We start from the raw sequence: 21,948 nt of genomic DNA on the forward strand, positions 1-21,948 counted from the left end.
GCACGGCGGCCCGCCGGAAGAAAGTGACCTCGTTCACAGCATGCCCGTGCCGGGGCGGACCATTCGCGCTGTGCCCCCCTTGGCGGACACACCACTGTCCGCGTCTACCCCTAAGCTCCCCCCATGAACACCGGGGAACCCGACAGACGCGTCATCGACGGCCGATTCGAGCTGCTGCACCGGCTCGGAGGCGGAGGCATGGGGTGGGTGTGGCGCGCCCGCGACCTCGCTCTGCACCGCGACGTGGCCGTGAAAGAGGTACGGCCACCGGATCCGGCACTGGCCGAATACGACCCCGAGGGCGCCCGCACCCTCCGGGAGCGCGTCCTGCGGGAGGCCCGTGCCCTGGCCCGCGTCCACCACCCCAATGTCGTCACCATCCACCACATCGTCGACGGCGGCGAGAACACGTATCCCTGGATCGTGATGGAGCTGGTCACGGGCGGCTCGCTCCAGGACCGGCTCCAGCAGGGCGCGTTGACGCCGGTGGAGGCCGCACGGCTGGGGCGCGAGGTGCTGTCCGCGCTGCGCGCCGCGCACGCCGTCGGCATCGAGCACCGCGATGTGAAACCGGCCAACGTGCTGCTGCGCCCCGACGGACGGCCCGTCCTCACCGACTTCGGCATCGCCGCCCTGCGCGAGGCCACCAGCCTCACCGCGACCGGCTCCGTCATAGGCTCGCCCGACTTCATGGCACCGGAGCGCGTCAGCGGCAAGGACGGCGGCCCGTCCGCCGACCTCTGGTCCCTGGGCATGCTGCTCTACGTCGCCGTGGAGGGCCACCATCCGCTGCGCCGCTCCAGCACCCTCGCCACCCTGGCCGCCGTACTCGCCGAGGACGTTCCGCCCCCGCGGCAGGCGGGGCCGCTGGCCGGTCTCCTCACCGCGCTCCTCGTGCGCGACCCGCAGGCCCGCCCCGAGGCAGAGGAGGTCGACCGGCTGCTCGCCGCGGTGACGGGGGAGGCACCGGGGGACGTGACGCCGGGCGCCTTCGGCGCGCCGGCCGGCGACGCCGCCGTGCCGGGCCCGCCCACCGGGTTCGGCCCGGCGCCCACCGGTTACGGCCCCTCGCCCTACGGCGGGCAGCCCCCCGCCTTCACCGGCGCGCCGACCTCCTACCCGATCTCCCCGCCCGCCGGCGGCCCCACCCCGGCCCCGTTCCCCGCGCCCGCGCCCGGCGCGGTCACGGTCCCGGGCTCCGGCCTTCCCCGCCGGCCGCGCCGCAGCGGCGCCCTCGTGGTCGCCTCGGCCGTCACCGGAACCGTCCTGGCCGGTGTGCTGGCGTGGTACGTGAGCCCCTTGCTGCGGGGCGGCGCCGGTGACGGCGGGTCCCCCAGGACCTCCGGGTCCTCCTCGTCGTCCGCCTCCGCTTCCGCCGTGGCGAGCCCCCGCCCGGGCTCCTCCGCCACGGATTCCTCGTCCGGCGGGCAGTCCGGGCAGAAGCTCGACCTGCTCTCGGCGGACGGCGTGCACACGGTCGTGACGAAGCTGAAGGCCGCCATGGGCGGCTCCAAGGTCACCGACCTCACCGTTTACCCGGAGTACGCCATCGCCGCGGCCCCGGTCGCCGGCAACCCCAAGCTCTACGACCGCTACGAGTACCGGGGCGGGGACGTGGCCGTGAAGAACGGTCCCGGCGGCACCGTGTTCAGCGGCGAGACCCCGGTCGACCTGGACAGCTTCGACTGGGACAAGGTGCCCGCACTGCTCACCAAGGCCAAGAAGGTGCTCAACATCCCCCACCCGACCATGCGCTACCTGGTGATCAATCCGGCGTCCACGATCTTCAACGACCCGCCGACGATGAACATCTACCTCGTCGACGACTACGGCGGTGCCTATCTGGAGGCCGACCAGAAGGGCAACGTGATCGAGGCCCACCCGCGCGACGGCGGCTGACCCGGGCGCCCGGGCCGCCGCCTCAGTGCGGGAACGCCCGGGGCTGCCGCAGGACGGGGAGTTCCTCGCGGAACTCCTCGATGCGGGTGCTGATCTGCCGCACGAGGACGGTGTCCGCGAGGCGGTCGAGATAGAGGTTGCGGCGGGCCAGACCGACCGCGTCCACGCAGAAGTACACCGCCATCAGCGGATTGACGAAGAGTTCGCTGCCCCGGGTGCGCTCGGTGAAGCGCACATCGCCGAACTCGCCGCGCACGGCGGCGGCGACGGAGCCGTGGACGATGCTCGGATGCCCCGGCGTGCAGGCCTGGGCGTGTGCCACCGCGTCCAGGTACAGGCTCCCCTCACGGCTCTCCCGGGGAAGGGAGAACGCGCCGAGGTAGGCCCCCTCGCGGTCGAGGGCGGCCAGGTTCTCCAGGACGAGCGCGTGGTTGACGCCGTGGTAGGCGTCCACGCCGAAGCCCAGGCTGGCCACCAGCCGGTGCTCCACCCCGTCCAGGGCGTGCACGGCCGCCAGGCTGGCCATGTCCTCCTCGGGCGTGCCCAGCCCGTGCTCGTCGCCGCGCATCAGGATGTCCGTGCCACCGTCCACGAGGACGACCGCGTCGACCCCGCCCAGACGGTCCACCAGCCTCCGGTAGGCGTCGCGCAGCGGGGCGACGCCGGTGCGGGGAAAGGCGTACACGGTGGCGGGCAGTCCCTGGCCGTCGAGCCAGCGCGCCAGGGCGTGCTCGGGGAAGTAGTCGCCGCGGGCCGGGGTGTCCGGGCGCACCGCCGCCACGTCCGGCTCCAGCCACACCTCGTCGGGCTGGGCGTACAGCTCGGTGAAGGACAGATTCGCCAGGTGGACGTCCTTGCCGGCCGACCGCAGCGCGAGCGCCAGCGGAAGGCCCGCGTACACGTCGAAACCGCCGCCGGCACCGGCGACGAGTACCCGCCGCGCCTCACGCAGACGGGTGAACAGGGGAGGCTCGTGGAGGGAGAACACCCCGGGAAGCTAGCAGGCGGCGATCATGCCGCCCACCCGGAACCCGGGGTTCCCGTCACGAGGGCGCCTATGCGCCGCTCTCCCGCAGCATGTCCTCGCGCTCGACGAGCTTCACGCGCTCACGGCCCTGCGGCACCCCCAGCGCCTTCTCCGCGGCGTCCAGCTTGTACCAGCCCTCCCAGGTGGTGAAGCGGACCGCGCGCTCGGCGAGGAACGCGTCCACCGCCTCCGGCTCCGGCGAGGACGGGGTGTGCAGCCGGCCGCCCGCGTGGTCGGCCAGCAGGTTCGCCACGGTCTCGTTGGCGTCGCCCTTGGTGTGGCCGATCAGACCGATCGGGCCGCGCCGGATCCAGCCGGTGACGTACACCGACTGGAGGTGCGCCCCGCTCTCCTCGATGACCCGGCCGCCCTCGTCCGGGACCGTGCCCGAGTCGATGTCCCAGGGCAGCTTGGGCAGCTTCTCGGAGAGGTAGCCGACCGCCCGGTAGACCGCGGTGACGTCCCAGTCCTTGAACGCGCCGGTGCCCTTGACGTTCCCGGTGCCGTCGAGGGCGGTGCGCTCGGTGCGCAGGCCGACGACCTTGCCGTCCTCGCCGAGGATCTCCGAGGGCGACTCGAAGAAGTGCAGGAAGAGCTTGTGCGGGCGGTCGCCGGTGTCGCGGATCGCCCAGTTCTCCAGCGTCTTGGCGACCATGTCGGCCTGCTTGTTGCCGCGCCGGGTGGCGATCGAGCCCTCGTCGTAGTCGATGTCCTCGGGGTCGACGACGACCTCGATGTTCGGGGAGTGGTCCAGTTCCCGCAGCTCCATCGGGGAGAACTTCGCCTGCGCCGGGCCGCGGCGGCCGAAGACGTGGATCTCCAGCGCCTTGTTGGCCTTCAGACCGTCGTAGACGTTCGGCGGGATCTCCGTCGGCAGCAGTTCGTCGGCCGTCTTCGCGAGGATGCGGGCGACGTCCAGGGCGACGTTGCCGACACCCAGCACGGCGACCTTCTCCGCCTGGAGCGGCCAGGTGCGCGGCACGTCGGGGTGGCCGTCGTACCACGAGACGAAGTCGGCGGCGCCGTAGGAGCCGTCGAGCTCGATCCCCGGTATGGACATCTCGCGGTCGGCCATCGCGCCGGTCGAGAAGATCACGGCGTCGTAGAAGGCGCGCAGGTCGTCGAGCGAGATGTCGGCCGGGTAGTCGACGTTGCCGAACAGGCGGATCTGCGGCTTGTCGAGGACCTGGTGCAGGGCGGTGATGATGCCCTTGATCCGGGGGTGGTCCGGCGCCACGCCGTAGCGGATCAGTCCGAACGGGGCCGGCATCCGCTCGAAGAGGTCGATGGAGACACCGGGGTCGGCGGCCACATCGGACTTGAGCAGCGCGTCGGCGGCGTAGATCCCGGCGGGGCCGGCTCCGACGATGGCTACCCGCAGGGGGCGGGTCATGATCAGGTTCCCTTCGAGCGGTGACGGATCAACTCGGGGGAAGCCTAAACTGAGGCATACCTAAGTCGGTACGCGGGTCCGGTCTATGGACTCATCAACGTCGTTTATGAGCCAGTGGGCGCGCACCACTGCGCACAAACCCCTTCACGGAAGCGGCTGTTCCGCCCAGATGACCTTGCCCGTGGGGGTGTACCGGGTGCCCCAGCGGTCGGTGAGCTGCGCCACCAGGAACAGCCCGCGGCCTCCCTCGTCCGTCATCGCCGCGTACCGCAGATGCGGCGAGGTGCTGCTCGCGTCGGACACCTCGCAGATCAGCGTGCGGTCGCGCAGCAACCGCACCCGGACCGGCGCGATGCCGTAGCGGATCGCGTTGGTGACCAGCTCGCTCAGGATCAGCTCCGTCGTGAACGACAGCTCCTCCAGGTCCCATTCGGCCAGCTGCCGCGCGACCGCCGAGCGCACCTCGCCCACCGCGGCCGGATCCACCGGTACGTCCCACTCGGCCACCCGGTCGGCGCCGAGCGCCCGGGTGCCCGCCACGATCAGCGCGATGTCGTCGTTCGGGCGCGCCGGCAGCAGCTCCTCCAGGACACTGCGGCAGGCCTCGTCCGGCGTGCCGTCGGCGCTGCGCTCCAGCGCCGTCCGCAGCAGCTCCAGACCGGTGTCGATGTCCCGCTGCCGGTCCTCCACCAGCCCGTCCGTGTACAGCACCAGCCGGCTGCCCTCGGCCAGCTCCAGCTCGGCCGTCTCGAACGGCAGCCCGCCCAGCCCCAGCGGCAGCCCGGTCGGCACCTCGGGGTACTCCACCCGGCCGTCGGGATGGACCAGGGCCGGCGGCGGATGCCCGGCCCGGGCCACCGTGCACCGCCGCGACACCGGGTCGTAGATCGCGTACAGACAGGTCGCCCCGGACACCGGACCGTGCGCCCCGTCCGCCGTCCCGTCCGCCGCCTCGTCCTGGTCGATACGGGTCACCAGCTCGTCCAGCAGCCCGAGCAGCTCCTCCGGCGGCAGGTCCAGCGCGGAGAAGTTGTGCACAGCGGTGCGCAGCCGCCCCATCGTGGCCGCCGCGTGCAGCCCGTGCCCCACCACGTCCCCGACGACCAGCGCCACCCGCGCCCCGGACAGCGGCAGTACGTCGAACCAGTCGCCGCCCACACCGGCCTGCGCGGGCAGATAGCGGTAGGCGATGTCCAGCGCGTTCTGCTCGGGCAACGTGCGGGGCAGCAGACTGCGCTGGAGGGTGACCGCCATGCCGTGCTCACGGGTGAAGCGGCGCGCGTTGTCGATGGAGACCGCCGCCCGTGCCACCAGCTCCTCCGCCAGCGCCACCTCCTCCGGGTCGAACGGCTCGGGCCGCTCCGACCGCAGGAAGCTCACCACGCCCAGCACCAGGGCCCCCGCCCGCACCGGCACGGTGATCAGCGAATGGATGCCGAACTCCACGATCTGCTCGGTCCGCTCCAGATCCTGCGCCCGCCAGCCCGGCGACTGGGCGAGGCGCGCCTCCAGCACGGCCCGTTCCGTCTCCAGCGCGCGGGCCTGCGGCGCCGAGTCCACGAAGCGGATCCGCTCGCCCACCGCGTACAGCGGCGAACCCTTGCGGACGCCGCTCACCGCCGTGCGCCGCAGCGCGCCCCGCGCCTCGGGCTCCTCGCCCGCCAGCACCGCGTCGAACAGGTCGACGGTGACGAAGTCCGCGAACCGCGGCACCGCCAGCTCGGTCAGCTCCTCCGCCGTCCTGGTGACGTCCAGGCTCGTGCCGATGCCCACCCCGGCCGCGTACAGCAGGTCCAGGCGCTCCCGGGCCGCCTCCGCCCGTCCGGACAGGGCCCGCAGCTCGGTGGAGTCACGCAGCGTGGCCACGCTCCCCTCCGGGCCGCCCGCCAGATCGGTGGGCCGCTGGTTGATCGCCAGCAGCCGGTCGCCGACCAGGTGCACCTCGTCCGTGACCATCCGCCCCGACGCCAGCAGTTCCGCGGTACCGGGGTCCAGGCCCAGGTCCAGGACCTGACGGCGCTCGGCGTCCGGCGGCAGGTCGAGCAGCCGGTGCGCCTCGTCGTTGGCGAGCAGCAGCTCGCCGTCCCCGCCGACGATGATCACCCCTTCGCGCACGGCGTGCAGCACGGCGTCGTGGTGCTCGTACATCCGGGTCATCTCGCGCGGCCCGAGACCGTGGGTCTGCCGCAGCAGCCGGCGACTGACCAGCGCGGTGCTCGCGGTGGCCAGGGCGAGGGCCACGGCGGCGCTGCCGAGGAGGAGCGGCAGCTGACGGTCCGCGTTGCCGCCGACGTGCCGGGTGGTGATGCCCGACGACACCAGCCCCACGACCGTCCCGTCGGGGGCCTTCACCGGGACGACGGCCTGCACCAGCCGGCCGATGGTCCCGTTGACCTCCTCGACGACGGTGCCGCCCTCCAGCGCGGGCTTGATGTTCCCGACGAACTTCTTGCCGATGCGGTCCGGTTTGGGATGGGTGTAGCGGATGCCGTCGGTGTTCATCACGACGATGAAGTCCATGTCGGCGGCCTTGCGGGCCGCCTCGGCCGACGGCTGGAGCATGGCCGTGGGGTCCGGGCTGCGCAACGCCTCGACGATCCCGGGGGAGTTGGCGTAGGTCTGCGCGACGGCGACGGAGCGGTTGCGGGCCTCCTGCGTGGTGTCGTGGCGCACCTGGAGCAGCAGCGCCACGACCGCCGCCACGACCAGCAGCAGCACGATCGCCACCTGCAACACGAACACCTGCGCCGCGAGACTGCGCCCGCCCAGCGCGGACTCCGGCGCACGCCGGACTCCCGGGCCCCGGGGACGACGGGCGGGCCGGGCACTCGGGCGCCCCAGGACACGTGCCATGTGCCATTCCTACACTGCCCGGCCCCGTGAGGCGAGAGGCGTCGCACAGGGTCACAGGAGACGCCCCGCCTTAACGTCACAAAGGGTCACCGGATCGGCTGCTCATGCTCCCTCTGCGTGATCTTCAGGGCGGGGCGGGAGGGTGGCGAGCAGCAGCGCGATGTCGTCCGCCCGGTCCACCGCCCGCCGGGCCGACGCGGTCAGCCGGTCGGCGACCTCCCCCAGGGAACCCCCCGCCCCGTCGCCCGCCCCGTCGAGCGCCGCGCGCAGGGCCGCGATGCCCTCGTCGATGTCGTGCCCGGGCCGCTCCACCAGCCCGTCCGTGTACAGCGCCAGGATCGCGCCCGGCTCCAGCCGCAGCTCCGTCACCGGGTACCGGGCGCGCGGGTCGACCCCCAGCACCACCCCGCCCGGCAGCTCCACCGCCGTCGTACGGCCGTCGGGCCCGCGCAGCAGCGGTGGCAGATGACCGGCCCGGGCCGCCCGCGCCCGGCCCGTCGCCGGGTCGAGCCGGACGTAGCAGCAACTGGCGAACTGGCCGGGGTCGAGGTCGATGAGGAGACGGTTCGTGCCCGACAGGACCTCCTGCGGCGGACGGTCGCTGAGCGCGAACGCCCGCACCGCGCTGCGCAGCTGTCCCATGGTGGCCGCGGCCTGCACCCCGTGCCCCTGGACGTCCCCGATGACCAGCGCGAGCCCGTCGCCCGCCTCCACCACGTCGTACCAGTCGCCGCCCACGTCCATTCCCTCGGTGCCCGGCAGGTAGCGCCCCGCGGTCTCCACGCGTGCGTGCTGCGACAGCCGCCGGGGGAGCAGGGCCTGCTGGAGACCGCGCGCGAGGGCCGCCTCCGTGTCGTAGCGCTGGGCCTTCTCCATGGCGTGGGCGATCAGCCCGGCGAGCGCCGTCAGCACGGTGCGCTCCTTCTGGCTGAAAGTGCGCGGGCCGTCGAAACCGAGGATGCAGGAGCCGACCGGGCGGCCCGAGGCGATCAGCGGGAGGAAGGCGCGGGCACCCTCCCTCGCGTCGAGCTCGATGCCCGGGTAGGCGGCCGCCAGCTGCGGCATCGAGTCGAAGAACAGCGGACGGCCCGTCGTCAGCGTCTCCACGCCGGGCAGCCGGGCGTCCAGGCCCACCCCCTCGAACGCCGAGAGGAACCCGTCCGGGAACCCGCTCTCCCACGCCAGGTACAGATGCCGCTCCTGGAGCAGGTAGATCGCGAGCCGACGGCCGCCGAAGGCGGGGAGCAGCTCATGCATCACCACCTCCGACACCTGGCGGGCGGTCACCGCCTCGGTGAGCGCGATCGCCAGCACGATCGGCCGGTACAGCGGCGCGGTCTGCGCGGCCGGGTCCGGCGCCGGTGTCTCGGTGTCCACCGGTTCGGGGGCCGCTTCGGGCGGGACCCGGCTCGCCGGGACGGCGGTGCAGGTCAGCAGGTCGGGGCCGGGGTAGACGGACATCCTCAGCCAGTCGCCCTCGAACACCCGCGGGCCGTCGGCGGGCCGCCGCACATGGAAGTGCACCGGTTCCGGCGACAGCAGGGCGCCCCGCAGATGCTCCTCGCCGGCCGGCTGGTTCAGCCACGGTACGGCCTCCCACAGCGGCCGGCCGACCAGCTCCTCGCGGTCCACGCCCAGGAAGTGCGCGGCGCGCGCGTTGGCGTACACGACCAGGCCCAGCCGGTCGAGGCAGAACACGCCCTCCGGCAGCAGGTCCGCCGCGCCGTCGGCGAGGGCGCCGGCCCCCGGGTCGAGCAGGACGCCGGTGACGGACCCGGCCGGCGCCTCGGCCGCCGCCCACAGCTCCAGCAGCCGCAGCCCGCCCTCGGTGGTGCGCACCTCCAGGGGCAGCGGCGGCGGGCTGCCCCGCGCCGTCTCCCGCAGCAGGTCGGGAAGGCGGTGGGCGTCCGTCGGGTCGACGGCCCGCGCCAGCTCCCCCAGCGTGCCGGGGACGCCCCCCGGCGGCAGACCGAACAGCGCCCGCGCCCGGTCGTCGGCGTGGACGGTGTCGGACACCGGGTCCCACGAGAACCGGCCGACCCGGCCCGGCGCGGGCCCGGCCGCCGGCGGCCGCACGCACACGGGGGCGTCGTCCCAGGTGACAGGCGTGCCCTCGGCCTCCAGCCGCACCAGTTCCGCCGCGAGACGGTCCGCCACCCGCGCCAGCCGCTCCTGCTCGGACAGCACCGCCGCCGCGTCGGCGACAGCCGCCCGCAGCACGATCAGCACCCCGAAGGACCGGCCCTGCGCCGCGACCGGGAGGTACAGCGAGCCGAACGGGAACGGCAGCCCCGCCGCGAGCTGCGGATAGCGGCGCATCGCCTCCGTGGCGTTCGCCAGCACCACCGGTACGCCCGTCCGCTGGACGTCCACCACCGGGAACGGCCGCTCCGCGTGCACCCGCCACCAGGGCCGGAACAGCCGGCCGGGCAGCCCGGCGATCACCGCGAGCCGCATGATCCCGGGGGCTCGCGAGCGCAGGTACACGCCGGAGGCCCGCCCGTCCGCCGCCCGCAGCGCGTCGACCGAGGCCGCGACCAGCGGCGCGGGCGGCGGCCCGGACTGCCTCCGCTCGTCCCCGGCGCTCCCAGTCATCGGCCCTACCTCGTCCGTGCGCCGCCGCGTGGTCGACACAGCAAGAATGCGCCACACCTGCGGTGCTGTGCATCCGGGCGGGGGCGATTGGGGTGGTGCGAACGGGCGGAGTCCGGCGCTCGGCGGGCCGGGACGGGCCGGGCGGGGGCGGGCGGCGTGACGACGTGGTGCGGGGCGTGGGGCCGGTGGTGGGGCGGGCTCGTCGGCAGGGGCGGGTACCGCGTGTGGTGGTGGGAGCGGGCGGAGGCGGGCTGACCGGCGCTCGGGCGGTTCGTGGCGTGGGTCGGCGGGAGATGCCGGGCTGTCGTGGGGCAGGGGCGGCCCCCGTCCGGCGGCGTCGGGCCGGGGCGGGTCGGTGACGTGGGGTGCCTGCCCCGGGGTGCCGGCGTGCCGGAGGGGTGGTGCGCGGGCCCGGGGGTGCCTGTGGTGGTGCGGGGCCTGCGCGCCGGAGGGGTGTCGGGCCCTCGGCCCGGCGCCGAGGGCCTGCCGGCAGGGTCAGGTCGTGGTGTGCAGGGTCGCCTTCGCCAGTTCGTACGCCGGGAGCATCGCCTCGTGTTCCTCGTCGTCCAGGCCGCCGAGGTGCAGGACGACCGGGCCGTCGGGGGTGACCACGGCGAAGGCGTGGGCCGTCCGGGACTCCCCGCCGCCGGGCGTGGTGTACTCGACCTCGGTGGCGGGCAGGCCGCCCGCCTCGAAGGCGCGGTACTCCTCCCGCGCCGCACCCTTCTCGGCGGTGACGAAGTCCTCCAGCACGGCCCGGGCATCGGCGTCCCCCGGCTCGCCGGTCCACACCCGGAGGAAGCCGATGTAACCCGCGGGCTTGGCGTCGATCTCGCAGGCCAAGGTGACCGGCCCCTGGCGCAGGAACGCGTCGGCCAGATCCGCAAGGTCCTCGCTCACGCCCGCCGGCAACGCCTCGGCGTCGACCGCCTTCGGCTTCCAGGGCTCGGCGACGTCGAAGGTGACCGGCAGCTCGCAGGCCGACCCCGCCGGACCCACACGCGCCCCGCGCCGCGCGACCTCTACGCCGGCCCGGGACGACGGCCCGTCCCCGGCCGGAGCGGATTCCCCGTCCCCCGTCGAACAGCCGCCGACCAGCGCCGTCAGCATGACCGCCAGGACCAGCCCCCGCCGTCCGTTCCCCACCCCGTGGCGCACTCCGCGATCTCCTCTCGATGCAGGCGGTGCACTGTAACGCGCGAGGTCGACGGTCCCGCAGCGGAAAAGACGTAACACTCTGTCGCCGTTTGGGTGCGAGCAGTCGCGACCGGCGTCGGAGTGATCCTGGCAGGCCTTCATTGCGTCTTCACAAGGGCGACACCGGCCGACCCGCCGGTGGCGTCCCCCGTCGGTGACGTGCGCCGATCCCGCCGCGCACCGCTGGGGGAGTTGTTCCGACCGGCCCGGACACGGACGTCCGTGCGACGAGTTTCTTGGGGGACCCCTTGGTGATCCTGCGTCCAGAGGTGGAGGGACGCCGCACCGGCCGTGCCGGGGACGGCGAGCGGAAGCCGCGCCGCAGCCTCCCCCTGCGGGCGGCCGTGTTCGTCTGGCGCACCCTGCGCGACGAGCTGTACGGCATCGTCGTCGACCCCCTCCGCCAGCTCCGGCGACGCGGCCCCAAGGCGCTGCTCCTCGCGTGCGTGGCCTGCGGCGGGGTGATCTTCTTCCACGCCATCGCCCAGAACCCGACCGGTGCCACCGCCGTGCGGATCCTCGGCGGCGTCCAGGGCGACCTCCCGCTGTGGCTGGCCCTCCTGCGCACCCCCGTCTCCCTCTACGTCCCCGCCCTCGACCTGCCGGTATGGGCCGGCATCACCCAGCTCTTCCTGGCCTTCGCCCTGGCCGAACTCGCCCTCGGCCGGCTCAGGACCCTCGCCGTCGCCTACGCCGCCACCCTGGCCGGCACCCTCAGCGTGCGGGTGATGATCGCGATGGGGCCCGGCTGGTGGGGCCTCGGACTGCCGCCCGAGGCGGGCCAGGTGCTCGACACCGGCCCCTCCGCCGCCGTCGTGGGCCTGTTCACCTACCTGTCGGTGGTGCGCCGCGCCCCCGTCGTGTTCTTCCTCACCGGCGGTTCGATGGTCGTCGAGTCGATCGCCAAGCCCAACCTGGCCGGCCGTGAGCATCTGATAGCCGTCGCCGCCGCCGTGGTGCTCGGCCTGTACCACGAACGAGCCCACCTCCGGCGGTTGTTCAGGGCGCCCGCGCTGCTGTCCGCCACGGCTCCCGAGGGGCCGCCGACGCGCTCCGCCTGAGATCTTGCTATGAATTCGTGCGTCGGTTGAACACTTGTGCCTCCGGCTGCGTATGGGCCGGGGGATTTCCATGTCCAGGTGGCCGACGACGAATTCGCGTAGGAGCACTCCTTGGTACAGAACAGACGCAGACGCCCGACGGGCGGACGGCGGGCCACCTTCGCCGCCGTCGCCCTGATCCTCGGCGGCGGTGGGCTGATGGCGGTGAACGTCTACGCCTCGGCCACCTCCAACGGCGACACGGTGGAACTGACCGGGGGAGGCTCGGTCACCATCGACTGTCCCGACGTCGGCAACAGCCTCACCTCCGTCCCCGACGGCGCCCGCTCCGAGGTCGACCGCGAACTCGCCGCCCTGGACCAGCAGATAGCCGCCGCCTACCAGCAACTCCAGGACCAGGCGCAGGCGGTACGGCAGGACCGGGGCTTCGCCGACAACGCGGTGATGAACCCGCTGAAGGAGAAGCGGGCCGCGACGATCGGCCGGATCGCGGAGGCCGTCGCCCGCGACGGCGACCGCCCGGACGGCCTGGACGCGCTCGCCGCCTGCTCCCTGCGCGTCACCGACGAACAGAACCAGCAGGGCCAGCAGCAGGGACAGGGACAGGGGCAGGGGCAGAACGCAGGCCAGGGACAGGGCTCGGCTCAGGAGCCCGGTCAGAACGGCCAACAGGGCAACGGCGGGCAGGCCGGCAACGGTCCCGTCGCCGGGGACTACGTCGACATCAGGACCGTCCCGGCCTCACTCCCGCTCGACCCCCGCTCCGGCCCCTCCCGCGGCACCTTCGTCACCAGCTGCGGAGTGAACGAGAACGGCCTGTTCAACTCGGACAACGTCATCGTGGCCCCCGGCGTCAGCAACGGCGCCCACCACTTCCACGACTACGTCGGCAACCAGTCCAACACCGCCTTCGCCTCCGACGACGACCTGGCGAACGCCGAGACGAGCTGTGTGGACCCGGGCGACAAGTCCACGTACTACTGGCCGGTCCTGCGGCTCCAGAACGGCACCGAGGAAAAGGACGCCAAGAGCCCCGGCGGCGGCATCGAGGGCAACGCGGGTGAGATCGTCACCCCGAAGGAGGTGACACTGACCTTCGTCGGCAACCCGGTCTCCCAGGTCACCGAGATGCCCCGGTTGCTGCGCATCATCACCGGTGACGCCAAGGCCTTCGTCAACGGCCCGGGCAACGCCAACGCCTCCTGGAGCTGCACCGGCTTCGAGGACCGGCAGCTGAAGGACAAGTACCCGCTGTGCCCGTCCGGCAGCGACGTGGTGCGCACCTTCCGCTTCCAGAGCTGCTGGGACGGCAGCAACATCGACAGCGCCAACCACCGCACCCACGTGGCCTTCGCCGCCCCCGACGGCACCTGCCCGACCGGCTTCAAGGCCATCCCGCAGCTGGTGCAGCGCATCGTCTACGACGTGGACGCGCCGAGCCTCGACGACGGCGGCCGTACGACGCCGCTGTTCGCCGTGGACTCCTTCCCCGAGCAGTTGCACAAGCCGGTGACGGACCACGGCGACTTCATCAACGTCTTCGACGAGGGCCTGATGAAGCAGATGGTCGACTGCATTAACGAGGGCCGCGACTGCGGCGCGGGACCGGGCGACGACGGGGCCGGCGGCAACGGCTCGGACGGCGGTTCCGGCACCGGCGGGGACAACGGCTCCGGCAACGGTTCCGACGGCGGCTCCGGCAACGGTTCCGACGGCGGTGCGAACGGCGGCTCCGTCGGCGGATCCACCGGCGGCTCGGACGGCGCCTCGGGTGGCGAAGGACAGCAGCCCCCCGCCGAGTCCCAGCCCCCCGCCGAGTCCCAGGCCCCCGAGTCCCCGGCGACCGAGCCGGCCGGCACGGAGCCCCAGAAGGGGAACTCCGGCAACGCAGGCGCCCCGGCCGGCACGGACACCCGTGCCGACACCAGGCCCGGCGCCGACGCTCCCAAGGCGGCCACCTCCGCCCCCGCCGCCGAGCCGGTCGGCGAGGTCGGCACCGCCGCCACGACGCCGGACCGGCCCCGGGCCCCGGTGGACACGGGCGACGACGACACCGGCACGGCGGCCCCGGCCGGCAGCGCTCCCCAGACCCCGGCCGACAGCGCCACCCAGGCGCCCGCCGGCAGCGGCGCCCAGCCCCCCGGCGGCACCGGCAACGTGACCGAGCCCCAGGCCGTCTCGGGCAGCCTCGCCGAGACCGGCGGCTCCCTGTGGCCCGCGGCCGCCGGTGGCCTCCTGGTGATCGCCGGGTTCGTCGTGCTCTACCGGAACGTCCGCCGCACCGCCTGAGACACCGCGTCACGGCAGAGGGGTCCGTCGTTGCGCCGACGGGCCCCTCACCCCGTACGGGTGCTCCCGCCCCCGCCCCACCGCCGCGGCACCGGTCCGCGCGGTATACGTCGATCGAGCCGCCGCGCGACGAGGGGAGCACCATGGAATCCGTGGACCACTACTACGACCTCGGCAGCCACGGCCGGCCCGTGACGACCTCCTCGCCCAAGGCGCAGCTGTGGTTCGACCGCGGACTGGTGTGGTCGTACGCCTTCCACCACGAGGAGGCCGTGGTCTGCTTCGAGGCGGCGGCCCGGGCCGACCCCGACTGCGCGATGGCGTACTGGGGCATCGCCTACGCCCTCGGCCCCAACTACAACAAGCCGTGGGAGTTCTTCGACGACCGGGACCTGGAGCGGACCGTGGCCCGTACCCACGCCGCCGTGGAGCTCGCCCACGACAAGGCGGCCGGGGCGACTCCCGTGGAGCGGGCACTGATCGGTGCCCTGCGCGCCCGCTATCCGCAGACCCGGCCCGCCCCGGACTGCGCGGTGTGGAACGAGCCGTACGCCGACGCCATGCGCGCCGTCCACGAGCTGGCCCCCGGCGATCTCGACGTGGCCGCCCTCTACGCCGACGCCCTGATGAACCTGACCCCCTGGCAGCTGTGGGACGTGCGCACCGGCCGCCCCGCCGAAGGCGCCCGCACCCGGCAGGCCCAGGAGGTGCTCGACCGGGCGCTCGCCGATCCGGCGTCGGCCGCGCACCCCGGACTGCTGCACTTCTACGTCCACCTCATGGAGATGTCGCCCACCCCCGAGGCCGCCCTGCGGGTCGCCGACCGGCTGCGCGGACTGGTGCCGGACGCCGGGCACCTCCAGCACATGCCCTCGCACCTGGACGTGCTCTGCGGCGACTACCGGCGGGTCGTCACCGACAACAGCGCCGCGATCGCCGCCGACGCGAAGGTGCTCGCCCGGTCCGGCCCGATGAACTTCTACACGCTGTACCGGTGCCACAACCTCCACTTCAAGATCTACGGCGCGATGTTCCTCGGCCAGTGCGGGACGGCCCTGGAGACCGTGGACCGTCTGGAGGCCACCGTCCCGGAGGAACTGCTGCGGGTGGAGAGCCCGCCCATGGCCGACTGGCTGGAGGCCTTCCTCGGCATGCGGTTCCACGTCCTGATCCGCTTCGGCCGCTGGGACGACATCCTCGCCCTGCCGTTCCCCGCCGACGCCGGCCTCTACAGCTTCACCACGGCCCTGCTGCACTACGCCCGCGGGGTCGCCCTCTCGGCCACCGGCCGGGTGCCGCAGGCCGAGACGGAACGCGGGCTGTTCCGGGCGGCGGCCGGACGGGTCCAGGAGACCCGCATGCTGTTCAACAACACCTGCGCGGACATCCTCGCGATCGCCGACGCGATGCTGGACGGCGAGTTGGAGTACCGCAAGGGCCGACACGACCTCGCCTTCGCCGCCCTCGAACGGTCGATCGCCCTCGACGACGGGCTGCCGTACGACGAGCCGTGGGGCTGGATGCAGCCCACCCGGCACGCCTACGGCGCGCTGCTCCTGGAACAGGGCCGGGTCGCCGAGGCGGAGGCCGTCTACCGTGCCGATCTCGGGCTCGACGACACCCTGCCGCGGCCCTCCCAGCACCCGGGCAACGTCTGGTCCCTGCACGGCTTCCACGAATGTCTGGTCCGCCGGGGCAAGGACGCCGAGGCCCGGATCGTCGCCCAGCAGCTGAAGCTCGCGGCCGCGCTGGCCGACGTACCCGTCCGGGCGTCCTGCTTCTGCCGTCTGGAGCCTTCCAACGACCCGGCGGCGACTCCGGATTGCTGTGCCATGGACAATTGACCGACTGCTGTCCAGATACTCGAGGGGACCCGGAGCATGGCGGGCGCACGGTGAACGAGACGCTTTCGAAGTGGACCGTGGGGATGACGGCCAAGGACGCCGTCGCCCGCGCACGCAGATGGGCCCGCCTCGCCCTGGTCCTCGTCCTCGGCTGCGCGGCGGTGGTGGCGGGCGGCGCCGGGTCCGGGGGCTGGGTCGTCCTGCTCACCGGCCTCGCCGGTCTCGCCCTCGCCGGGGCCGGCGTGTGGTGGATGCTCGCCCACCGCGGCGGTGCCCGGTTCCTGGGCGGGGTGATCGCCCTCCTCGCGCCCGTGGGCGTCCTGGTCCTGTACGCCACCTCCGGACTCTGGGTGGTCGCGATCGGCGCCGTCGCCCTGTGGGGAGCCGCCCTGGCCTCGGCCCGTCAGTCGCTGCGCAGTCTGCGCCGTCCCAAGGGCACCCACGGCCACCGCGTCCCACCGCCCCGCCACCCCGTCCTGATCATGAACGTGCGGTCGGGCGGCGGGAAGGTCGAGAAGTTCGGCCTGGTCGCGCGCGCCGAGGCGCTGGGCGCCAAGGTCGTGCTGCTCGGCACCGGCGAGGGCTGGACCGACCCGGCCGAGGAGGCCCGCAAGGCCGTCGCCGAGGGCGCTGACCTGCTCGGCGTCGCGGGCGGCGACGGCACCCAGGCGCTCGTCGCCGCCGTGGCCGCCGAGCACGACGTGCCCTTCGTGGTCATCGCGGCCGGCACCCGCAACCACTTCGCGATGGATCTCGGCCTGGACCGCGCCGACCCCGCGCTCAGCCTCGGCGCCCTCACCCAGGGTGTCGAACTCCGCGTGGACCTCGGGGACGTCGACGGGCGGCCCTTCGTCAACACCGTCTCCTTCGGGGCGTACGCCGAGATCGTGCAGAACCCCGAGTACCGCGACGCCAAGGCCGCCACCGCCCTGGAGCACCTGCCCGACCTGCTCCAGGGCGGCGCCGGGCCGACCCTCGACGTCCGCGCCGACGACACCCTGCTGCACGCCCCGCAGGCCCTCCTGGTCAGCAACAACGCCTACGCCCGCGCCGACCCGTTCGGCGGCGGCCGCCGCCCCCGGCTGGACGCCGGCCTGCTCGGCGTGATCGGCGTCCGCGTGGAGGGCGCCGCCCATGCCGCCGAACTCGCCGTGCTCGGCGAACGGGCCAGCGGCATCACCACGCTCACAGCCCACCGCGTGGTCGTCGAGGCCGACCGGGACCGCATATCGGTGGCCGTCGACGGCGAGGCGCTCGAACTGCCCACCCCGGTGGTGTGCACCGTACGGCCCAGTGTGCTCCGGGTGCGGGTGCCCCGGCACCGCCCCGGCGCCGCCTACGCGCCACCGACGGTCGACTGGCGGCGCATCGTGCGTCTCGCCCTCGGCCATCACGACCCCAAGACGATCAAGGATGCCTACGATGTCTGACCGCCTGCCGAAGCTCACCACCCCGGACCTGGTCCACGACCTCGCCACCCTCGACCAGGCGCTCTACGAGACGGTCACCATCACCCGGACCCCCACCCTGGACACCGCGCTGCGCCGGCTGTCCGCGGCCGCCGACCACTCCAAGCTGTCCTTCGCGGTCGCCGCCGGCCTGGCCCTGTGCGGCGGCCGCTCGCGCCGCGCCGCCGTCCTGGGCGTGGCCGCCATCGGGGTGGCCTCGGCGACCGCGAACCTGGTCGGCAAGCGGCTGGTGCGGCGCCGGCGGCCGCACCGGGCCGAGGACTCGCCGTTCCCGGGCCGTCATGTGCCCATGCCGGCGTCGGCGTCCTTCCCGTCCGGGCACACCGCCTCGGCCGTCGCGTTCGCCGCCGCGGTCGGCCCGGCGCTCCCGGCCGCCGCCGTCCCGCTGGGCGCGCTCGCCTGCGCCGTCGGCTACTCCCGGGTCCACACCGGCGTGCACTACCCCGGGGACGTCATCGCCGGCGCGCTCCTCGGCACGGGCTCGGCGGCCCTGGTGCTCTCCCTCGCCGCCCGCGCGGAACGCTGATCACCGGCTGCCGCAGCAGCCGCAGTACAGGAAGGGGTGGGGTCGGGCCCGGCGTCCCGATGGTCGGGCGGTGAACGGCGTGGCCACCCCGGCCGGCACGGTCAGTCCCGCGGCCGGACCACCTCGCCCAGGTCCGCCCGCCCCTCCTCCAGCGGCAGGTCCCGTACGTCGGCGCACCGGAACCCGGCGCCGGGCACCTGCCGCTCGGCGAGCGCGACCATGACCGGGGACCATGACCGGGGACACGTCGACACCGCGGACCTCGTGGCCCGCCCGCACGAGGGTCGCGTCCGTCGGGCGCCCCGTGCCGAGTCGGCCCCTTCGCCTCGTGTGTCCCGTGGTGAGCGAATCCGGGGCATCGTCGCACTTCGGGCGGGGTCGGACCGGCGAATGCGCCGTACGGGGGCGGCCGGTTCACGCCAGGTGAGCACGGACCGGTCCCGAAACGGCCGGAATCCCATTTTCCGCTACCGTGAGTAACATGATCCACTTTCCTTCGACGTAGGACCTACTCGCCAGTAGGTCCGCCCCCGACCACCCGTCATCCCGTTCGGAGGACCCCCATGCCCTCTCCCGAGGACGCCCTGCACCAGGCCCGAGCCGCCTACGAGGCGCACACCCGCACCTGCCGGCAGTGCCATGTCGACCGGTCGCCGTGCGCGGTCTCCAAGCTCCTCCTGCGCGCCTACAACAACGCCCGCAGGGCACAGGGGCGCACCGGCTCCGCGCTGCGCTGACCCGAAGTGGAGATGTGAGAAACCCGCCGCTTCAAGCTGATCAGCGGACGCGGCCCACAGGATGGACCTCCCGAACGGGAGGAGTCTCCGGCGGATGTCCTGACCCTCCAGCGCCCCGAACGCCGGCACGGCGGAGGCACGCTCTCCGGTACGTCTGCCACCGGACCCCCTTCGCGCACACGGCCACGCCAGTGTGACGGGGCGGCCGCGGGCACGAGGGCCTTCTTCCGGCCAAGCCGCGCGCCGGGGTCCGTCACCTCATGTCACGCGGGCCGTACGGCGCCCCGGACCGTGCCCTCGCCGACGGCCGTGATCGGCTCCTCGCGGATGGTCGCGCCGGGACCCGGGGCGTGGATCATCATGCCGCCGTCCGTGCACAGGCCGACATGGCTGAGGTCGTCGTGGAAGAACACGAGGTCACCGGGGCGGAGCGCGTCGAGGCCGACCCGGGTGAAGTCCTTCGCCTGGTCGATCGCGGCCCGCGGCAGGGTCACCCCGGCGGCCCGCCAGGCGGCCTGGGTGAGGCTGGAGCAGTCGTACGACTCCGGCCCCGTCGCGCCCGGCAGGCAGGGCCGCCCGATCTGGGCGCGCGCGAAGGCGAGCGCCTTGTCGGCCTTCCCGAGGTAGGCCGTACCTGTGCCGGCGAAGGTGGGGCCGGCGGGGGCGGCGGGCATGGGCGCCGGCGTGGGCATGGGGGCGGCCGGGGGCACGGAGGGCGCGGCGGGGAAGGGCGCGGTGGCCGCGAAGGCGGGGGCGGCGGGCGGGGCCATCTGCGGGGCCATGGGCGGTGCCATGGGCGGTCCCATGGGTGCGGGTGCGGGTGCGGGTGCGGGAACAGGAGCGGGCATCGGAGGTGCCATGGGTGCGGTCGTCATGGCCGGGGCCGGGGTCGTCGCACCGGGCATTCCGGCGGCCAGGGCAGACGCCGGCTCCGCCAGGCCCGGCATCGCGCCGGTCATCCCCGGCATCGGTCCCGCCATGGGGGCCGCCGCGGGGGCCGGGAAACCGGTCATGGCGGCGGCACCGACGAGTTCGGGAGCGGGGAACCCCGGCGCGGGCGCGGCGGGGACGCCTTCGGGCAGGAGCGTGCCGTTCGGTGGCGTTCCGGGACCGGCCTGCGGCATCGGGGTACCGGCCGGGGGAGTGCCCATCCCCGCGTCGGGCATGGGGAAGGCGAAGGGGCCGGTCAGGGGGTCGGCCGGGGCCGTTCCGGCGGAGGCCATTGCCTCGGGGTAAGGGAAGCTGAACGGCGGCTGCGCGACACCGAATTCGGAGGGCGGGAAGACCGCACCGGGAGCTCCGGGGCCCGGGGTCGGCAGGGCGCCGGTGGGCATCGGGGCGCCGGTGGGCATCGGGGTACCCGGGGCAGGTGTGGCGGTGGCGGCGCCGGGCATGGGGAAACTGAACGAACCGCTCGCGGGGCCGTTCTGCGCGGGTGCGGGCGCCGGGGCGGCGGCATCCGGCATGGGGAAGGCGAACGAGCCCGTCCCGGGCCCCGCTTGGGGCATCGGGGTCCCCGGGGCAGGGGTGGCGTTGCCCGCGTCCGGCATCGGGAAGGCGAACGAACCGCTACCCGGGCCGGCCTGCGGCGCGGGAGCGCTCGGCGCCGGGGCCGGAGCGGGGGCGGGGGCCGCTGGGGGAGCGGAGGCCGGATCGCCGAAGTCGGGGAGGATGAACGTGCCGGTCGTGGGGTCGACTTCGGGCATCGGGAAGCTGAACGCGGGCTTCGAGGCGCCGAATCCGGACTTCTGGGAGGCGGGCGCGGGCCGGGAGCCGCGGGCCGACGCCTTGGCCGCCCCCGGGGTCATGATCTTCGCCTCGGGCATCTGGTCCGCGCCGCCCACCACCGGCTGAGGGCCCGTGTCGGAGCTCAGGACGGCCTGCGAGGACGTGTTCTGTCCGGCCCACGCCGCCGTGGCCTCGGCCCGGTACGCCTGCTGGGCCGCGGTGTCCCCGGGCCGCGCCACGGGTGCGGCCGGGGGTCTCATCTGCTGCGTAGCCATGGGCTGGGCGGTCATGGGCTGGGCGGTCATGGGCTGAGGAGGCGAGGCCTGGGCCGCCATGGGCTGCTGAGCCATCGGCTGCGGGGACATGGACTGCTGCCCCATGGACTGCTGGCCCATGGGTTGCGGCGTCATGGACTGCTGACCCATGGACTGCGGCGTCATGGGTTGCGGCGCCATCGCCTGAGGTGCCATCTGCTGCGGCACGACCGGCATCGCCATCGTCGCCGCGGGGGACGGCTGGGCCGGCCGGGAAGGCTGCACCGCTGTGGGCTCCAGGGCCGCGGGGGCGTCCGGCCGGGGCCCGGCGGGCATCGGCCGGGGCGCGGGCGGCAGTGCGGCGACCGGCCGTGCGGGGAGCTCCGGCGCCTGCCGTGCGGGTGCCTCGAGTTCGAGCCGTGAACCCGGCTCCAGGGCACGCGGCGACCGCTTCTCGAACGCCTCCTCCAGCTCCTTGGGCACGCGGGGACCGACGGGGCCGCCGATGGGGCGGGCGGGCATGCGGTCCGCCGGCAGAGCGGCGGCCACGGTGGGACCGATGCTGCCGCGCGCCACGTCGAACCACTTCCGCGTCATGGCGTCGGTCGACGGGTCGGAACCGCGCCCGCCGCGCGCGAGGGAGACACCCGACCGGCGCCCGCCGGCCTGGGCGCGCGTCACGTTGTACTTCCCGGTGTCGCTCTCGGCCCGGTCGTACAGCGCGTTGACCGCCTGCTGGACCTCCGCCCGGCTCGGCTCGCCGACGTCCCTCGCCATGGAAGACGTACTCCTTCCGTGCTCCGCCGGGCCGTAGCGGCCCGCGGATCCGGGCGACCCCGCGGAGGGGGTGCCCCAAGCTCAATGCCCTGCCGGGCTGTTGGGCCGCCTGACCCGGCGTTCGTTCGCCGGAGTCGCTCGTGCGGTCTGGGCGCAAACCTAACCAACATGTGTGACTGGTGTGAAGATTGAAGAGTTAAATGTCCGATACGTATTCGTGACCTTCGTCTCTCGCCTCTTCGTTCCGATCCGCGATGACCGGTTCACCACGGTTCATGATCGCTCACGATCGCCGGGAA

At 74.1% G+C, this 21,948-nt stretch carries 13 protein-coding genes and 1 pseudogene; 7 read left to right on the plus strand and 7 right to left on the minus strand.

Annotated features, from left to right (window positions below):
* Positions 1–123: 123 nt before the first annotated feature.
* Positions 124–1,899 carry a serine/threonine-protein kinase gene (locus tag AQJ58_RS27585; RefSeq protein WP_067254933.1) on the plus strand — a complete coding sequence of 592 codons (1,776 nt, stop codon included), beginning with the start codon at positions 124–126 and terminating at the stop codon, positions 1,897–1,899.
* A 22-nt stretch (positions 1,900–1,921) separates the two neighbouring features.
* Here AQJ58_RS27585 and AQJ58_RS27590 read toward each other — a convergent pair whose 3' ends face one another.
* From AQJ58_RS27590 to AQJ58_RS27610, 5 genes are all read right to left on the minus strand, one after another.
* Entirely contained in the window at positions 1,922–2,887 is a 966-nt protein-coding gene (locus tag AQJ58_RS27590; protein WP_067254934.1) for a DUF1152 domain-containing protein, read from the minus strand.
* Between the two features lie 67 nt (positions 2,888–2,954).
* On the minus strand, positions 2,955–4,319 hold the full coding sequence (locus AQJ58_RS27595; RefSeq protein ID WP_067254937.1) for an FAD-dependent oxidoreductase: 1,365 nt from the start codon (positions 4,317–4,319) through the stop codon (positions 2,955–2,957).
* Between the two features lie 144 nt (positions 4,320–4,463).
* Positions 4,464–7,172, minus strand: a complete 2,709-nt coding sequence (locus AQJ58_RS27600) for a SpoIIE family protein phosphatase (protein ID WP_234360315.1) — start codon at positions 7,170–7,172, stop codon at positions 4,464–4,466.
* A 102-nt stretch (positions 7,173–7,274) separates the two neighbouring features.
* A complete protein-coding gene (locus AQJ58_RS27605; protein ID WP_079079270.1) occupies positions 7,275–9,767 on the minus strand; it encodes a SpoIIE family protein phosphatase in 2,493 nt (830 codons plus the stop codon).
* Between the two features lie 495 nt (positions 9,768–10,262).
* Entirely contained in the window at positions 10,263–10,925 is a 663-nt protein-coding gene (locus AQJ58_RS27610; RefSeq protein WP_067254943.1) for a lipoprotein, read from the minus strand.
* A 383-nt stretch (positions 10,926–11,308) separates the two neighbouring features.
* Between AQJ58_RS27610 and AQJ58_RS27615 the strand changes: the two genes are divergently transcribed.
* From AQJ58_RS27615 to AQJ58_RS27635, 5 genes are all read left to right on the plus strand, one after another.
* Positions 11,309–12,025 (plus strand): hypothetical protein, encoded by a 717-nt coding sequence (locus AQJ58_RS27615; RefSeq protein ID WP_234360319.1) that lies wholly within the window; start codon positions 11,309–11,311, stop codon positions 12,023–12,025.
* A gap of 198 nt (positions 12,026–12,223) precedes the next feature.
* Positions 12,224–14,314: a DUF1996 domain-containing protein gene (locus AQJ58_RS27620; RefSeq protein ID WP_067255183.1), complete on the plus strand. Its 2,091-nt coding sequence runs from the start codon at positions 12,224–12,226 to the stop codon at positions 14,312–14,314.
* A gap of 143 nt (positions 14,315–14,457) precedes the next feature.
* The gene (locus tag AQJ58_RS27625) at positions 14,458–16,158 is read left to right on the plus strand and encodes a hypothetical protein (protein ID WP_067254946.1); all 1,701 of its coding nucleotides are present in this window, start codon (positions 14,458–14,460) and stop codon (positions 16,156–16,158) included.
* A gap of 83 nt (positions 16,159–16,241) precedes the next feature.
* Positions 16,242–17,588, plus strand: a complete 1,347-nt coding sequence (locus AQJ58_RS27630; protein ID WP_067254948.1) for a diacylglycerol/lipid kinase family protein — start codon at positions 16,242–16,244, stop codon at positions 17,586–17,588.
* Positions 17,581–18,153 (plus strand): phosphatase PAP2 family protein, encoded by a 573-nt coding sequence (locus AQJ58_RS27635; protein WP_067254951.1) that lies wholly within the window; start codon positions 17,581–17,583, stop codon positions 18,151–18,153. The genes AQJ58_RS27630 and AQJ58_RS27635 overlap by 8 nt, the downstream gene beginning before the upstream one ends.
* A 131-nt stretch (positions 18,154–18,284) precedes the next feature.
* Here AQJ58_RS27635 and AQJ58_RS41600 read toward each other — a convergent pair.
* Positions 18,285–18,462: pseudogene (locus tag AQJ58_RS41600) on the minus strand (class I SAM-dependent methyltransferase); the annotation flags it as partial.
* A 254-nt stretch (positions 18,463–18,716) separates the two neighbouring features.
* Here AQJ58_RS41600 and AQJ58_RS43975 point away from each other — a divergent pair.
* Positions 18,717–18,890 carry a hypothetical protein gene (locus tag AQJ58_RS43975; protein WP_199844690.1) on the plus strand — a complete coding sequence of 58 codons (174 nt, stop codon included), beginning with the start codon at positions 18,717–18,719 and terminating at the stop codon, positions 18,888–18,890.
* A 263-nt stretch (positions 18,891–19,153) separates the two neighbouring features.
* On the opposite strand, the gene AQJ58_RS44850 is transcribed toward AQJ58_RS43975, so the two are convergent.
* On the minus strand, positions 19,154–21,649 hold the full coding sequence (locus tag AQJ58_RS44850; protein WP_067254954.1) for an NlpC/P60 family protein: 2,496 nt from the start codon (positions 21,647–21,649) through the stop codon (positions 19,154–19,156).
* Positions 21,650–21,948: the final 299 nt, after the last annotated feature.

It is taken from the genome of Streptomyces sp. DSM 15324, from assembly GCF_001514285.1.
Classification (GTDB): domain Bacteria; phylum Actinomycetota; class Actinomycetes; order Streptomycetales; family Streptomycetaceae; genus Streptomyces.